Annotated in this window: 12 protein-coding genes and 1 tRNA gene; 7 read left to right on the forward strand and 6 right to left on the reverse strand. The window is 37.1% G+C overall.

All coding sequences use genetic code 11. From position 1 onward, the window contains the following. The first annotated feature begins 24 nt into the window (after positions 1-24). A complete protein-coding gene (locus tag F4V57_RS00170) occupies positions 25-1,389 on the forward strand; it encodes an NAD(P)-binding domain-containing protein (protein ID WP_070069581.1) in 1,365 nt (454 codons plus the stop codon). A gap of 77 nt (positions 1,390-1,466) precedes the next feature. On the opposite strand, the gene F4V57_RS00175 is transcribed toward F4V57_RS00170, so the two are convergent. Next, positions 1,467-1,542, reverse strand: a tRNA-Asn gene (locus tag F4V57_RS00175). Positions 1,543-1,895: 353 nt separating this feature from the next. On the opposite strand from F4V57_RS00175, the gene F4V57_RS00180 reads away from it, so the two are divergent. Genes F4V57_RS00180 through F4V57_RS00190 form a run of 3 tightly spaced genes read left to right on the forward strand, consistent with a single transcriptional unit; the run spans position 1,896 to position 4,225 of the window. Then, positions 1,896-2,378 carry an Lrp/AsnC family transcriptional regulator gene (locus F4V57_RS00180; RefSeq protein WP_070069580.1) on the forward strand — a complete coding sequence of 161 codons (483 nt, stop codon included), beginning with the start codon at positions 1,896-1,898 and terminating at the stop codon, positions 2,376-2,378. Positions 2,379-2,409: 31 nt separating this feature from the next. Then, complete coding sequence (locus tag F4V57_RS00185) at positions 2,410-3,006, forward strand: YitT family protein (RefSeq protein WP_070069579.1); 597 nt, start codon at positions 2,410-2,412, stop codon at positions 3,004-3,006. 25 nt (positions 3,007-3,031) lie between these two features. Continuing rightward, positions 3,032-4,225 carry an amino acid aminotransferase gene (locus F4V57_RS00190; RefSeq protein WP_070069578.1) on the forward strand — a complete coding sequence of 398 codons (1,194 nt, stop codon included), beginning with the start codon at positions 3,032-3,034 and terminating at the stop codon, positions 4,223-4,225. A 211-nt stretch (positions 4,226-4,436) separates the two neighbouring features. On the opposite strand, the gene F4V57_RS00195 is transcribed toward F4V57_RS00190, so the two are convergent. Genes F4V57_RS00195 through F4V57_RS00205 form a run of 3 tightly spaced genes read right to left on the reverse strand, consistent with a single transcriptional unit; the run spans position 4,437 to position 7,155 of the window. Next, positions 4,437-5,240, reverse strand: a complete 804-nt coding sequence (locus F4V57_RS00195) for a PAS domain-containing protein (RefSeq protein WP_070069577.1) — start codon at positions 5,238-5,240, stop codon at positions 4,437-4,439. An 18-nt stretch (positions 5,241-5,258) separates the two neighbouring features. Then, entirely contained in the window at positions 5,259-5,951 is a 693-nt protein-coding gene (locus F4V57_RS00200) for a response regulator (protein ID WP_070069576.1), read from the reverse strand. Continuing rightward, the gene (locus F4V57_RS00205) at positions 5,941-7,155 is read right to left on the reverse strand and encodes a sensor histidine kinase (RefSeq protein ID WP_081409188.1); all 1,215 of its coding nucleotides are present in this window, start codon (positions 7,153-7,155) and stop codon (positions 5,941-5,943) included. The genes F4V57_RS00200 and F4V57_RS00205 overlap by 11 nt, the downstream gene beginning before the upstream one ends. A gap of 317 nt (positions 7,156-7,472) precedes the next feature. Between F4V57_RS00205 and F4V57_RS00210 the strand changes: the two genes are divergently transcribed. The 3 genes from F4V57_RS00210 (at position 7,473) to F4V57_RS00220 (ending at position 11,947) form a co-directional block, all read left to right on the forward strand. Beyond that, positions 7,473-9,842 (forward strand): DUF1989 domain-containing protein, encoded by a 2,370-nt coding sequence (locus tag F4V57_RS00210; protein ID WP_070069575.1) that lies wholly within the window; start codon positions 7,473-7,475, stop codon positions 9,840-9,842. Positions 9,843-10,012: 170 nt separating this feature from the next. Further along, on the forward strand, positions 10,013-11,332 hold the full coding sequence (locus F4V57_RS00215) for an ammonium transporter (protein WP_070069574.1): 1,320 nt from the start codon (positions 10,013-10,015) through the stop codon (positions 11,330-11,332). A 255-nt stretch (positions 11,333-11,587) separates the two neighbouring features. Continuing rightward, positions 11,588-11,947 (forward strand): RcnB family protein, encoded by a 360-nt coding sequence (locus F4V57_RS00220; RefSeq protein ID WP_227515678.1) that lies wholly within the window; start codon positions 11,588-11,590, stop codon positions 11,945-11,947. Positions 11,948-12,040: 93 nt separating this feature from the next. Here F4V57_RS00220 and lon read toward each other — a convergent pair whose 3' ends face one another. Both lon and F4V57_RS00230 read right to left on the reverse strand, forming a co-directional pair. Beyond that, positions 12,041-14,467 carry an endopeptidase La gene (gene lon, locus F4V57_RS00225; RefSeq protein WP_070069573.1) on the reverse strand — a complete coding sequence of 809 codons (2,427 nt, stop codon included), beginning with the start codon at positions 14,465-14,467 and terminating at the stop codon, positions 12,041-12,043. A 253-nt stretch (positions 14,468-14,720) separates the two neighbouring features. After that, positions 14,721-15,764 (reverse strand): helix-turn-helix transcriptional regulator, encoded by a 1,044-nt coding sequence (locus tag F4V57_RS00230; RefSeq protein WP_070069572.1) that lies wholly within the window; start codon positions 15,762-15,764, stop codon positions 14,721-14,723. Positions 15,765-15,895 lie beyond the last annotated feature (131 nt).

Consider the following 15,895-nt stretch of genomic DNA (forward strand, 5'->3'; position numbering starts at 1 on the left):
ATTCGTAGCAAAGAGGGGTTTAATATGACAAGAGTTGCAATTATTGGTGCAGGCCCAAGTGGTATGGCGCAATTAAGGTCTTTTCAATCTGCACAAGCAAAAGGTATTAACGTTCCGGAATTTGTATGTTTTGAAAAACAATCTGATTGGGGAGGGCAATGGAATTATACATGGCGTACAGGTCTGGATAAAAATGGTGAACCTGTACATAGCAGTATGTATCGATATCTTTGGTCAAATGGGCCAAAAGAAGCACTGGAATTTGCCGATTATAGTTTTAATGAACATTTTGGCAAAGCCATCGGCTCATACCCACCACGAGAGGTGTTATGGGATTATATTAAAGGTCGGGTAGAAAAAGCCAATGTCCGTCAGTATGTACGTTTTAACAGTGCAGTAAGACATATTGAGTTTAATGAAATAACGCAACAATTTTTGGTTACAGTACATGATTATCAACAAGATAAAATGTATAGCGAAAACTTTGATTATGTCATTGTGGCGAGTGGGCATTTTTCTACACCTAAAGTGCCAAAATATGAAGGTTTTGAACATTTCGGTGGGCGTATTCTGCATGCACATGATTTCCGTGATGCACTGGAATTTAAAGGTAAAACTGTTCTTATTGTTGGTAGTAGTTATTCTGCAGAAGACATAGGGTCACAATGTTATAAGTATGGTGCAAAACAAATTATCAGTTGTTACCGTAATCAGCCAATGGGATATAATTGGCCTGTAAATTGGTCAGAGCGTCCAGCATTGTTAAAAGTTGATCAAACACATGCTTATTTTGCTGATGGTTCAAGTATAAAAGTTGATGCTATTATTTTATGTACGGGTTACTTACATTATTTTCCATTTATATCAGAAGATCTTCGTTTAAAAACAGATAACCGTTTATATCCATTAGGGTTATACAAAGGCGTTGTTTGGGAAAAAAATACAAAACTATTTTATTTGGGAATGCAGGACCAATGGTATACCTTTAATATGTTTGATGCACAGGCATGGTACGTCCGAGATATCATTCTGGGAGAAATTCTTTTACCATCTTTGACAGAAATGCAAATGCATACTCAGCAATGGCATGACACGGAAAATGCAATTACTGAAATTCCTGATATGTATAAATTTCAGGGCGATTATATTATGGAATTGGTTGAAGAAACTGATTATCCAACATTTGATATTGAAGCCATGCGATTAATTTTCATGGAGTGGAAAAAGCATAAAAAACAAAATATCATGACTTTTCGGGATCATATTTATACTTCTGTCATTACAGGAACAAAAGCAGCCTTACATCATACTTGCTGGCTAGATGCATTAGACGATTCATTAGAAGCATATCTGCAAGATGATTCCGCTCAACAGAAAAAGGCTGTATAGGGTGTTAGAGTAACTAGATTGTTAATAATTTGTCATAGAAAAAGGCTCAATGATAATTCATTGAGCCTTTTAAATTTTGGCTCTCCCACCTGGGCTCGAACCAGGGACCTGCGGATTAACAGTCCGTCGCTCTACCGACTGAGCTATGGGAGAATGTAGGGCGCATTTTATGGATGAAAATTATCTTGGTCAAGATAAAATTTTAAAAATAGAATTAATTGTCTTAAAAAACAGCAATTTTAAGTCAGTTCATTTAAAACTTAAGTATAAAAAGTTTTGAATTATAGCAAACAAGGTTTTCAATATATCATGAGGTTCTGGCTTGAATAAAAGAAACTAAAGATCCCTATTTTTTTGTATCACTTAGCTAAAAACCATAAGATAGGCATAAATATTGTATATATATCTTTGTATGCAAATAGATTGCATAAATTTTGATATTTTAGGAAAATATTGCTTATTTTCTTGAATCTAGACTATTTAGACATACTGGGAGTATATCGCACATGTCGCATCAACTGGATGAATATGATCAAAGAATTTTGCAACATTTGCAATCAAATGGACGTTTAAGTAATCAGGAATTGGCAGAAATAATAGGATTATCCACATCACAATGTTCAAGGCGACGTATTGCTCTTGAGCAAAGCGGTATGATTATGGGGTATTTTGCACAATTACATCCTGATGCGGAGCAAAATCCGATTATGGGAATGGTGGAAATTAAATTTTCACAATATAGTCCAAGTGTACTCGAAAAATTTCTACAGTTTATTGCACATGAACCAAAAATTTGTGAAGTTTACAAACTAACTGGGCGTTACGATTATTTGCTTAAAGTTGCAGTTGCTGATTTGAGTCAAATCAGCCTGATGATTAATCAATTGACAGCATTGAATATTAATATCAGTAATTTTAATACTTCGATCGTGTTGGAGCGTGTGAAGGAAAATCATCACATGATGTATTCTGGAGTCAGTAATGAATAGTCTAATAGAAAATCTGTTAGGAACTTAATTCATGCCAATACGATCTCATTCTCATGTTGAAGATGCATTAGCAATGATTATTGCAACTTTCGTCATCTCTTTTGCTGTAATGCTTATTCAACAATCCGGAACGTTGACTGGTGGTACTGCCGGTTTGGCATTTCTTTTACATTACGTGACAGGTATTCGCTTTGGTATTATTTTCTTTTTAATCAATATTCCATTTTATTATCTGGCCTATAAACGTTTGGGCTTGGCTATGGTGATTAAAACCTTTATTGCGGTTGCTTTATTATCAATATTAACTGAATTACATCCACACTATATTCATATTGATACATTGATGCCTTTTTATGGAACTCTCTTGGCGAATATCTTATTGGGCATTGGATTTTTGATTTTGTTTCGTCATCGTTCAAGTTTAGGTGGAGTTAATCTTTTAGCGCTGTTCATTCAGGATCGTTATGGAATATCTGCTGGGAAAGTGCAGTTAGCAATAGATATGTGTATATTATTGGCATCAATGCCATTTGTAAGTTTTAAATTGCTGATAATTTCCATCATTGGAGCAATTATTCTAAATATGATTTTGACGATTAATCATCGTCCAGATCGTTATCTTGCTTAAATTTGCTGTTGTTAAGGAAACAACTATGTTCGAACAAGTACCCGCTTATGCAGGCGATCCAATTTTATCATTAATGGAAACGTTTAAAACTGATCCTCGCGAGAATAAAGTCAATTTAAGTATTGGCTTATATTATAACGATGACAGTATTGTACCGCAGTTAAAAGCAATTTCTGAAGCTCAGACACAATATCAACAGCATGATCAGGATGCCAAATTGTATCTTCCAATGGAAGGTTTGGCACCTTACCGTAATGCCATTCAAGCGTTATTGTTTGGAGACGATCATCCTGTATTGGCTGCAAAGCGTGTTGCAACGATTCAGACTTTAGGCGGTTCTGGTGCATTAAAAGTTGGTGCAGATTTTCTGAAAAACTATTTCCCGGATTCAGACGTCTGGGTGAGTAATCCAACTTGGGATAATCATATTGCAATTTTCTCAGGTGCAGGTTTTGTCACACATCAATATCCTTATTTTGATGTTGAAACACGTCAGGTCGATTTTGAGGCAATGTGTGCTTGTTTAAATCAATTGCCTGCAAAAAGTATCGTTTTATTACATCCTTGCTGTCACAATCCAACAGGTGCAGATTTAACATCTGAACAATGGGATAAAGTGATTGAAATTATTCAGCATAAACAGATTATTCCTTTTCTGGACATTGCTTATCAAGGTTTTGGACAAGGAATGGCAGAAGATGCCTATTTGATTCGTGCATTGGCAAATACTCAGGTTAGCTTTATTGTTAGCAATTCTTTTTCCAAGATTTTTTCACTTTATGGTGAGCGTGTCGGTGGATTATCATTTGTTTGTCAGGATGCCGATGAAGCAAATCGCGTGCTTGGACAATTAAAAGCAACTGTGCGCCGTAACTATTCAAGCCCGCCAACAACTGGTGCAGCCTTAGTCAATATTGTGCTGAACTCTGCTGAATTAAAACAGCTTTGGCTGGATGAAGTGGAGGAAATGCGTCAGCGAATTTTTACAGTGCGTGATCAATTACGTCAGCGTTTAACGGAACTTGTTCCAACACAGAACTTTGACTATCTGGTGCAGCAACAAGGGATGTTCAGTTATACAGGATTATCTGCGCAGCAGGTTGATCGGCTACGTGATGAATTTGGAGTATATTTAGTACGCTCAGGTCGGATTTGTGTTTCCGGATTAAATAAAAATAATGTGGCGACTGTGGCTGAGGCAATTGCTAAAGTATTGTAATGTAAATATGAACAGATCGTCTCTAGAGATTGGTCTGTTCAATTTCAGGACATGTATCATCTAAAAATAATGACTATTATCTTTGATTTATGGTTACTTAATATGATGCACTACAAAGTAACATAGTGATTTAAATTGGTGCAGTTTTACAAACTATTTTCAGTAAATTTCTTATAATTTTTTTACTGCTTGTAATGTCATGATCTTAAACTTATGAGTGCTTTAGGACATTATCATCTTTATAAATCAGTCCTTCTACACCAAGTACCATATCACTGGCAGAATAAAGTCCTTGCCCAATATCTTTAAGGTAAATGATATTTTGTTGAGCATCAATCCAACGATAAGATAAGTAAAAGACTTTTTTTAGATCAAGTGCCTGTTGGACAGAAAACCATACCTGATCTGCATCATCAGGATGAATACGTTCACCATATAAAGGACTATTAATTAGTTGAGTCGGTAAATATCCTATAACTTGCTGACAACCTTCATTTACATATTCCATGGTCCAATTACGATCATTACGTGAACGATATAACATCATGGGCAAACGTTGTAATAAACCATCTAGTCCGCGCTGGTGAGCAAGGCGTAGTGCAGTTTCTTTCATTTGTTGAGTTTGTTCCTGCAAGAAAAAGTAATAGTAATATTTTTGATATTGTGGATCATGAACAGGTTGGCAACGCAGACGAAACCAGAATAATTTCTCCTGATAAATTAACCGGATATCTTGTTCGGATTGTTGAGTATCTTGCTGCATTTGTTGTGTAATAACATAGAGATCATTCGGATAGATATAATGTTTAAAGTTGCGAAAAGCCTGTAAAGGTAGACTGAATTGATCAGGATAAAAATAAGATTCAATAAAATTTTGCCAAGATTGATTATAACGCAGCACTTGATAATGCTCATCCAGTAATAAAATACATTCAGAAAATTGTTGAAAAGTATTCAGCCATAAATGCTGGATTTGTTGATGTTGTTCTGTCTGCCAGAGAAACCATTTATTCATATCTAACCTTTTTTTATGTTATTGATCTAGATTTAGGTGTTGATGTGTCCAGACGGATAATTCCAGACGGGAATGTACATTGAGTTTACGCAGCAAATTTTTGACATAAACTTTCACTGTGCCATCGCTAATGCCAAGCTGTCGGGCGATCAGTTTGTTGTTTAACCCTTTTGCAATGAGTAACAGCGTTTCTTTTTCCCGTTGGGTAATTTTTTGCAAAATATCAAGATGACCATGTTTGGCGTATGTAAAATTTTGATCAAGATCAGAGGCCGTTTTAATTACGGGCTGCTGCCGTAATTGCTGAGCCAATACGTTGATTCCATGTTGATTTAACGCGGTTTGTCCCGAAACAACTTCATGCAATTGATGTAAGATTTCATCGGGTGCAGTATCTTTGGATAAATAACCATTTGCTCCTTGTCGCAGGGCTTCGATGATTTGATGATCATCATCACTTGCAGTGAGCATAACAATTTTAAGCGTCTGATTATCAATCCGGATTTGTTGTAGAATATCTAGTCCGGATTCATTTGGCATTTGTAAATCCAGCAATAATAAATCTGGATAATAGGGCGGAATTTCCTTTAAAAATACTGCACCTGAAGGATGCTGTGATAATAATTGGAAATTTTCAGATTGTTGTAGCAGTTCTGCGACACCACGGCGAAATAAAGCATGGTCATCAATAATACTAACTTTATATTTCATGTGATGTGTCCTTTATTGTTAATGTATTGAGTTGTATCGAGATGGTCGTGCCGTGTGGATTGTTATTTTTAATGTTTAGGATCGCACCAATACGTTCGGCCCGTTCTTGCATGATTTCCAGTCCGAAACTATCGGAACGTTTTTGATGGAGCTGAATACCAATGCCGTTGTCATGAATGTCAATATTTACAATTTCTGAGCTAGATTTTTCAATAAAAATTCTGGCATGAGTTGCTTGTGAATGGCGTACAATATTGCTCAAACTTTCTCGAATAATATAAATTAATTGCATACTTTGCTTGGCGGTAATATTCAAGTGACCAAGACGATTATCTAATTCAAAGTCTATGGCTGACTGTCTGGAAAATTCTGCAATAATATTTTTAAGTGAGTTGGAAAAATCCAGATCTTGATGGATTAGGCGTGATGCCGTGATTAAATCACGAGTCTGTTGATAGGCATAATGGGTGTAATTTGCCAGTTCATGGCTAGGTTCAAGAAGGTCATGATAGTTTTGCTGGTTTTTACAAGTTTGATGAAGTTGAGCGGATTTTAATCGCAAGAAGCCCAAAATTTGGGCAATGCTGTCATGTAATTCAGCAGCAAAATCACGGCGTTCTTGTTCCAAAGTGACTTGTTGCTTATCATAAATTGTTAACCATTGTTGAAGACCTTGTTGTAAACATTGATCTGTATATTCTAAACAGCTTTGAGTTTGTACAGGCATATCATCATATAAATATACTCGCCAGATTAGACGGTTGTGATTTTTTGCAATCAAACATGCTGTAAAAGATTGTTTGCAATGGAGAATACTTTGTGTGATTTCTTGTTGGTCAGCCTGAATTGATTTTTTAAGCAATAATTGTTGTAAGCGTTTCAATTCTGGTCGCCCTAAATATTGATCAGGGGCATGATATAATACGCATTCATGGCTAAATGGATAGCAACAAACAATAAAAAGTTGTGGTAGATGAGCTTTTTTAATCCAACTTTGTTGTAAGTTTTGAATAATTTGGGGCAGGCTTAGCCAATCGTGATCCATTGTGATCAATTGAATTTGTTGCTGTGATAAAAACAATGCCTGAGAAATAGCTTGATTGTCATCAGTAGTCTGAGAAAAATTATTTTCTTCTGCTTTAGATAAAATGGGAACGGTGTTTTTTTTGAGAAAAAACCTTTGCCACTTTTGCCAAAACAGCATAATGATTATATTCCTTTCAATAAAAATTCACTGAAATGCAATTTGTCTGGAATAATTATTACAACAGCGCACATTAAAATATCTGACAACATTAAAAGCAGAATGATTGAAAATATGCATATTTAATATCCTGTAAATTAAAAAATATTCCTGTTAGTTATTTTTGTAGCATGAATTATGCCAAAGCATATTTATTGGCTTACCTATTTTTGGGTAAGTCTTTAAGGAGATTGTGATTGAGGAAAAAAATTTAGATATTGGATTCAATACAGCAAATAGACTTTGTAATAAATATATTGGTTATCAGGATATTAAATATGTCAGATGTGATACAGCAAAGATTAATACGGCAAGAAAGCAATCGTATTGAACAATATATTCATCTACAAAAACCGATGACAACGTTGCATCTTCGTGTTGATGCGCAAAGTCTCACTGTTATACATTTAGAGAAAAATGATCAAATTGAATTTAAAATTCCAGAGGGTCAATGCCTAGAATTATTACCACGTGATCATGTTCAGTCTTTTAACCCAAAATTACTTGAAACACAAAGTCAAAGTAATACGGACATGATTCAAATTTGTGCCGCAACACAGACTTTGGCACAACTCCAACAGGGGACACAATCAAGTCATCATCTGGCGCAACTATTGTGTCGATATACGATTGATAAAAAGCAATTACAACATGTGATTTTGATTGAGAAAACTCAAACAATAAAATTATTATGTACCGAAAACCTTCAGCTTATTGTCATTAATGCAGGTCTGGATATGTGTATTGATCAGCATAATGTTATTAATGATATAAAAGTAATTGTGCATAAATATCAGGCATTGAATGAGTATTTACCGGAACCTCTGGCTCAGCCAGTTCAAGAAATTCGTATTCCTTCAGCCAGTGCCAGAACTTATGAAGTTAAGGCTGGACAGTGGATACAAATTATTGATGTATCAGGGAAGCAATGTTCGGATTTTCTGGCTTTTGATGCACAAGCTTTGGTGCAAGGGCAAGAAATTGCATTAGATGCTGTAGCCACCAGAACCTTATTGGGACATAGTACGCCCGCACCAGGTTTATACTCCCGATTTGCCGATTCAAATATGCAGACTTTGATAGAGGTCATTCAAGATACAGTCGGGCGACATGATATGTTTTTGACAGCTTGTAGTCCAAAATTTTATGAAGATAGTGGTTATTTTGGCCATGTTTCCTGTACAGAGAATTTTAATCAGGCATTAAAAAAATATGCTATTACAGCCAGAACCGCATGGCCAGCGATTAACTTTTTTTATAACACTCAAATCGAGCCTTGCGGCACCATTTCAATGGATGAGCCTTGGTCAAGGGCTGGTGATTATGTGCTGTTACGAGCAACAAAAGATCTGATTTGCGCATCTTCTGCCTGCCCAGATGATATTGATCCTTCCAATGGTTGGGTGCCTACAGATATCCACGTGCGTATTTATGATGCTACAGAATATTTTCCACGTGCCAATGCTTATCGTATTACTGCTGAAGAGATGCCTCGTATGACCAAAAATACTGCTTTTTATCCATGCATTGCAGCCTTGACTTCGCATTTGGTTGATTATCGAGGTTATTGGGTGGCCTCACAATATGATGGCTGGGGGGCCCAGGCAGAATATTCAGCTTGTCGTGAACGTGTTGCCATGATTGATTTATCAGCGCTGCGCAAATTTGAAATCGTTGGGCCTGATGCAGAAAAATTTATGCAGTTTGCTTTGACACGTAATGTCCGTAAATTGGCGGTAGGTGAAATTGCTTATTCAGCAATTTGTCTGGAAACAGGTGGTATGTTGGATGATGGTACAATTTTTAAAATGGGCGAGAATAATTTTCGCTGGATTTGTGGTGATGATTATACAGGGATCTGGCTGGCGCAACAGGCAAAAAAATTAAATTATCAAATTAGTATTCGTGCATCTACAGATCAAATTCATAATCTCGCAGTACAAGGTCCCAATAGCCGAGAATTATTACAAAAACTTATTTGGACACCAGAGCATCAACCAGACATCAAAAAATTAGCATGGTTTCATTTTACATTAGGGCGATTAGGCGGACCAACAGGTTTTCCGGTAATGGTTTCACGAACCGGTTATACGGGAGAGTTGGGGTTTGAAGTCTGGTGTCATCCTGATCAGGGCAAAGCACTTTGGGATACGATTTGGCAAAATGGGCAACAATATGGTATTGCTCCGATGGGTTTCGATGCATTAGATATGCTGCGTATTGAAGCTGGATTGATTTTTGCAAATCATGAATTTACGTCACAAATCAATCCATTTGAAGCAGGTATTGGTTTTACTGTGCCAATAAAAAGTAAAGAGGAAAACTTTATCGGTAAAGAAGCAATGCAAAATCAGAATCCGCTAAGTCGGTATAAGCTGGTTGGTTTGATACTGGATCAAAGTCAGGCGGCATTACATGGAGATTCAGTTTATCCAGATTCGGGTCATTATCCAGTAGGTGTGATTACCAGTGCAACCAATTCACCAATTTTACAAAAGCAAATCGCATTATGTCGCATTGCGCCACAGTATGCAGAGTTGGGAACAGTTGTAGAAATTGGCAAGCTAGACGGACAACAAAAACGATTGACAGCACAAGTAGTAAGTTTGCCTTTTTATGATCCGGAACGTATACGTGTTCGTTCCTAGCAAGATCTTCTGTACAAAACAGTTATGTGGTCTTGAAAAATCAGCATTCCAATAGACGGAGATGGTTCTATAAGATCATGTTTTATTTTAGAAATGAATTCTAGGCAATGTGGTTTTAGATATAAAGCTACATTGATCCACATACAATGAAATGCAAGAGGAGGGAGAATATGCTTTCCCATATCATGAAAGGTTTTGTTGGTACGTTATTGTTTATATTATCACAGGCTGCATTTGCAGCTGAAGAAGCTACCCTTGATTCAACATCTACCGCATGGGTCATGACATCTATTGTGTTTGTCATGATTATGTTTATTCCTGGTCTTGCATTATTTTATGGTGGCATGATTCGTGGAAAAAATGTTTTATCCATTTGTACACAGTTTTTTGCTTTTGCCGGCTTAGTTGGTTTAATGTGGATTGCTTTTATTTATAGTCTGATTGTTGATGGCACTGGCATGCAAGAAGGTGTATTTAATCTTCATAGCTTTGTCGGTGGATTGGATAAAATTTTTTTAAATGGTGTAACGGAACAAACACTGATTGGTGGTATCCCTGAATATGTACTTTCAGTTTTTGGGATGACTTTTGCCATGATTACACCAGCAATTGTTGTGGGTGGTTATGCAGAACGCATGAAATTTAGTGCTTTAGTTTTATTTGCCATTCTATGGACAACAATTGTGTATGCACCGATGGCGCATATGGTTTGGGGTGGTCCGGGCGCTGCAATGCACAATTGGGGTGTACTGGATTTTGCAGGAGGAACAGCCGTTCATATTAATTCTGGTGTTGCGGCATTAGTGGGGGCAATTATGCTGGGAAAACGCAAAGGCTGGAAAACTCCTCATTTGGCTCCGCATAATTTGGTCTATACGTTTATTGGTGCAGGATTATTGTGGGCAGGTTGGTTTGGTTTTAACGTAGGATCAGCATTAGCTGCGAATAGCAGTGCAGCATTAATTTTAATGAACACGCAGGTCGCAGCATGTGGCGGTATTGTTGGTTGGATGTTAATTGAAAAGTTAACGGATAAGCATGTGACTTCTCTCGGGTTAGCTTCTGGTGCAATTGCAGGGTTAGTTGGAATTACACCAGCAGCAGCTTATGTTGGACCCTTTGGAGCCAGTATGATTGGAATCATGACCGGAATTTGCTGCTTCTTTGCAGTGACACGTCTAAAACGTATCTTGCATATTGACGATTCATTAGATGTTTTTGCTTTACATGGTATAGGTGGTATGATTGGTGGAATATTAACCGGTATTTTTGCAGCGCCGTCATTAGGTGGAAATGTTGAAGGTTTGCAATTTATCCCGCAATTTTTTTCTCAAATTATTGGAATTGTAGTTACCGTTGCGTATAGTGCAATTTTTACTTGGGGAATTTTTAAACTTATCGATATTACAATTGGTTTAAGAGTAACTGATGAAGATGAGGAGCGAGGACTGGATCTTACCGATCATAATGAACGTGCTTATAATAACTAATAAAAAACAAGTTTTATTAAATCAATGATTATTGCCTCAAAATAAATTTGAGGCATTTATTAACACAAAGTTGTTTGGATAATTTAGATGTTTTATGAAATTAAATATATAGTTTCTTAATAAAATAAATTGCTTATAGAATATGGATATTTTCTACATTTTAAATAAAAATCATCACAAAAAAATTTATGTGAATTCATGAAATATAGAGAAAGCCGACATAAATTTTTATAATCACTGCAATGGAGATAATTTATGTTGTCTAAGAAAATCATGGTCAGTTTACTAGTCATCAGTACAGGAGCAATGAGTAGTTTAACTTTAGCTGCACCTTGGCAAGATGATCACCGTCCTGTCCGTTATCATGAGAAGCATCGAATGGGGCCACCTGATGGACATTATTCAAGATCTCATCATAAACAGGACGTTAGACAATGGCATCGAGGTGATCGCCTACCTCCACATTTTCGTGAAAAACGTTATCGAGTCGATAACTGGCGAGCACATCATTTACCTCGGCCACCACACGGACATAGATGGGTGAATGTAAATGGTGATTATATATTGGTTGCTGTGGCATCCGGTATTATCACCAGTATTTTACTACATCATTAATGATATATAATCAGCTAAGTCATTTATTAACGTTAAATATAAATAATAAAACCCCAAATCATGGGGTTTTATTATTTGTTAAAATTCGGGATATTAATGTCGAGCTGCTTTCGCCTCATCAATTGCCTTGACAATTGGTGTTTTAGGTAAAGGTTTTGGCATTTCAGTCAACGCCAGTGGTAAAATTTCATCAATGGATTTGACAGCCTTAATTTCTAATCCTGCTTTTACATTTTCTGGAATTTCTTTCAGATCACGTACATTTTCTTGAGGAATAAAGACTAATTTTATGCCACCACGATGGGCTGCAAGTAGTTTTTCTTTAAGGCCACCGATACGTAATGCATGACCACGCAATGATGTTTCACCTGTCATGGCAATGTCCGCACGAATCGGAATACCTGTAAATGCAGATACCAGCGCTGTAGTTAATGCCAAACCTGCTGATGGACCATCTTTTGGCGTAGCACCTTCTGGTAAATGCACATGTACATCGGTTTCTTCAAATCGTGAAGCTTCAATTCCCAGTTCGTCTGCACGAGTACGGACGACAGTCATGGCAGCGGTAATAGATTCTTTCATAACATCACCCAGTGAACCGGTTGTAATGAATTTACCTTTACCTTTTACTGCTGCAACTTCAATGGTTAAAAGTTCACCACCAACAGAAGTCCAAGCCAAGCCATTAACACGGCCAATTTGTGCTTCTTCTTCTGCAATACCATAATCAAATTTCTGTACACCCAGATATTCCGGTAAGTTTTCAGCGGTAACATCAATGTGCAGGTTTTTGGTTTTGTTGCTAACAGCTTGTTTTACAACTTTACGTGCAATTTTGGAAACCTCACGCTCCAGACTACGTACACCGGCTTCACGAGTATAGTGGCGTACAATGTCACGAATTGCTTCTTCATGAACACTTAACTCTTTGGTACGCAAACCATTGTCTTTAATTGCTTTAGGTACAAGGTAACGTTCTGCAATATTGACTTTTTCCTCTTCGGTATAACCCGGCAAACGAATAACTTCCATACGGTCAAGTAATGCCTCTGGAATGTTCATGCTGTTTGCAGTACAAATAAACATAACTTCCGATAGATCTAAATCTAGATCTAGATAATGGTCATTAAATTTACTGTTCTGTGATGGATCAAGAACTTCCAGTAGGGCAGAAGCTGGATCACCACGATAGTCCTGTGCCATTTTGTCAATTTCATCAAGCAGGAAAAGTGGGTTTTTTACGCCAACCTTGCTTAATGATTGCACGATTTTACCAGGCATTGCACCAATATAGGTTCTGCGATGGCCTCGAATCTCAGCTTCATCACGTACTCCACCCAAAGCCATACGAACAAATTCACGTCCGGTTGCTTTAGCAATCGATTCACCCAATGAAGTTTTACCAACACCAGGAGGACCCACCAGACACAAAATTGGACCGCGTAATTTTTTCACACGGGATTGGACAGCCAAGTACTCAACAATGCGGTTTTTCACATCATCCAGACCATAATGATCTGCATCCAGAATTTCCTGAGCTTTATTCAGGTTAATACTGACTTTACTGGCTTTATTCCATGGAGTATCCAGAATGACTTCAAGATAATTACGTACTACGGCAGCTTCACTTGATGCTGGTTGCATGGATTTTAATTTACGGAATTCGCTTTCTGCTTTTTTCCGTACATGCTCAGGCAAATCTGCTTCTTCCAGACGTTTTTCGATCTCGGTAATGTCATCTTCACCGCCACCGTTCATGTCTGAAAGTTCACGTTGAATAACTTTCATCTTTTCATTAAGAAAGTATTCACGTTGATTTTTTTCCATTTGACGTTTTACGCTGTCATGGAGACCTTGTTCAATCTGTTGTTCTTCAGATTGTTGCAGTAAATAAGTCATCAGTTCTTTGAGATGATTTTCAAATTCATCAATTTCAAGAAATTTTTGTTTGACCTCAATACTTAACGGTACGCGGGTTGCCACAAAAAATAATAATTGCGCTAAATCGTCAATTTTATTTGCTGCTGCAATCAGTTCACGTGCATTACGTAATTTGGCTTCAGCATATTGTGCAAACAAGGCATTTACTTCTTGAATACGGGTTTTTTGCGTATCTTCATCAAGATGAATCTGCATTGGGCTAAGTTGATGTTCAGCTTCAAGATAAGTTTCATGTTCAATAATTTTTTCTAATTTTGAACGATGTAAACCTTCAATTAACACTTTGATGCAATTGTCATCATTTTCATGATTAACCACTTGTACAATACGGGCAACTGTACCGTATTGATATAAATTGTCGTGGTCAATGTCTTCAGTCAAAGAGTCTTTTTGTGCTACTACGAAGACCAAATTATCACTGTTGCGAGCCACCTCAACCGCATTGATTGATTTTTCACGGCCCACAAAGAGTGCAATTTGCATATGTGGATAAACCACTACATCTCGCAAAGCTAGTAAAGGCAAGGTTCCAGGAAGTTGTTCTTCATGGGTGACTTGGTCTGTAATAATTTCAGTCATGGGCACTCCTAATGAGTGACAAGTAAGTTTGTCATGTTTTTATTAGTGATGTATTTCTTGTAAATTACAAGGGTAACTTGAAAAAAAAATCAAGTTTTTTGGTCAGGATTAAGTGTTTGTGTCTTATTTACCCAGTTTGGCAGCCAGCAATTAGATATTGGTTTTAAGCTTAATCTGAGATACACGTGTCTTGAATAATCATTGTCGATTAAATAATAAGACTATTTCCGATCCTTTATTTTAAAATTTCAATTCAGATTTCATGAACCAGTTGTTGAACCTCTGATGGTTCAATGGCTGTAATTTTTTTGCCAAATCCGCGTAGCCACCAGATTAGTTGTGAATTGAGTGGAACGGTGGCCTCAATCTGTATGATATCATTATTAAGCTCACTGATTTTTTGATCTTTGGAGAGTTTGGATTCATAAAATGTACCTGCATTGGTTTTATGCATAGTAAGTTTAAGTCGAATGGGTGTAGTGGGTTGATCCGGTTGGATGCGGAAACCTAAAGTGCCAGATTCAATAAATGCATCGATATCAAATTTTATTGGATGCAATGCGCGAGATTCCATGAGTGTTGCAGATTTAAAACGATGTAAGGCAAATGTTTGAATAGCATTGATGTTTTTATCATCACGTGTACAAACCAGATAAATTACTGCACCACGTTGTACCAGCGCTAAAGGATTAAGAATATAGGTTTTTTCTTCATTCTGCTGATTGCGACGGCCATAGATGCATTCAATTTGCCGATCTTGTAATAGCGCTTCGTAAATGACTTGCTGAGCTTTGCGATTGACTACCGGTGGAATGAGTGGTTGTGTTGCGGGAATAATACGCACACGATTTACCCATTGCCGAACATTATTTTGCTGTGAAGATAAGCTACGTCGTGCTAAATCAAACCATGGATTAATTTCATCAAGTAGACTGGGCGGCAGTAAATGACGTAAATGTTCTTCTACCATCATAAATGTCACTGCTTGAGAGCTGCTCATGTGTGGCAGACTTTGCAGGGGCGCATCAGTTTTCCAGCGCCAACCTTGTGGTGTTGCACCGTTATTTTCAATAGGGAAACGCTCTGCAATCTGATTAAGGTCTCGTTGTACGGTGCGTAAACTGATTTGAATACCTTCACGTTCCAGTTGTTGCTGTAGGTCACGTGTACCAATCCATTTCCCATTAGGTAAACGGGACAGAATTTGCCATTGGCGATAGAGACTATTGCCGGTTTCTTTATCTTGAGAAGCAACAGTACTGGATTTTTTTGCTACTGATTTTTTTGTATTTGACATAATTTAAATGACTCAAGCACAACAATCTAAAAAAGCTTTGCAAATGTAGCATAATTTTCCAACTTGATGCTAATCTAATCAGATGCTTTGAATTGTAGTAAATATCATGCCACTGACATAATCGAAATTTA

This window comes from Acinetobacter qingfengensis (assembly GCF_008693185.1).
Taxonomy (GTDB): Bacteria; Pseudomonadota; Gammaproteobacteria; order Pseudomonadales; family Moraxellaceae; genus Acinetobacter; species Acinetobacter qingfengensis.

Excerpts from the sequence above, each read along its gene's own strand:
- F4V57_RS00170 (WP_070069581.1), top strand. The coding sequence starts at position 25 with ATGACAAGAGTTGCAATTATTGGTGCAGGCCCAAGTGGTATGGCGCAA.
- F4V57_RS00180 (WP_070069580.1), top strand. The coding sequence starts at position 1,896 with ATGTCGCATCAACTGGATGAATATGATCAAAGAATTTTGCAACATTTG.
- F4V57_RS00185 (WP_070069579.1), top strand. The coding sequence starts at position 2,410 with ATGCCAATACGATCTCATTCTCATGTTGAAGATGCATTAGCAATGATT.
- F4V57_RS00190 (WP_070069578.1), top strand. The coding sequence starts at position 3,032 with ATGTTCGAACAAGTACCCGCTTATGCAGGCGATCCAATTTTATCATTA.
- F4V57_RS00195 (WP_070069577.1), bottom strand. The coding sequence starts at position 5,240 with ATGAATAAATGGTTTCTCTGGCAGACAGAACAACATCAACAAATCCAG.
- F4V57_RS00200 (WP_070069576.1), bottom strand. The coding sequence starts at position 5,951 with ATGAAATATAAAGTTAGTATTATTGATGACCATGCTTTATTTCGCCGT.
- F4V57_RS00205 (WP_081409188.1), bottom strand. The coding sequence starts at position 7,155 with ATGCTGTTTTGGCAAAAGTGGCAAAGGTTTTTTCTCAAAAAAAACACC.
- F4V57_RS00210 (WP_070069575.1), top strand. The coding sequence starts at position 7,473 with ATGTCAGATGTGATACAGCAAAGATTAATACGGCAAGAAAGCAATCGT.
- F4V57_RS00215 (WP_070069574.1), top strand. The coding sequence starts at position 10,013 with ATGCTTTCCCATATCATGAAAGGTTTTGTTGGTACGTTATTGTTTATA.
- F4V57_RS00220 (WP_227515678.1), top strand. The coding sequence starts at position 11,588 with ATGTTGTCTAAGAAAATCATGGTCAGTTTACTAGTCATCAGTACAGGA.
- lon (WP_070069573.1), bottom strand. The coding sequence starts at position 14,467 with ATGACTGAAATTATTACAGACCAAGTCACCCATGAAGAACAACTTCCT.
- F4V57_RS00230 (WP_070069572.1), bottom strand. The coding sequence starts at position 15,764 with ATGTCAAATACAAAAAAATCAGTAGCAAAAAAATCCAGTACTGTTGCT.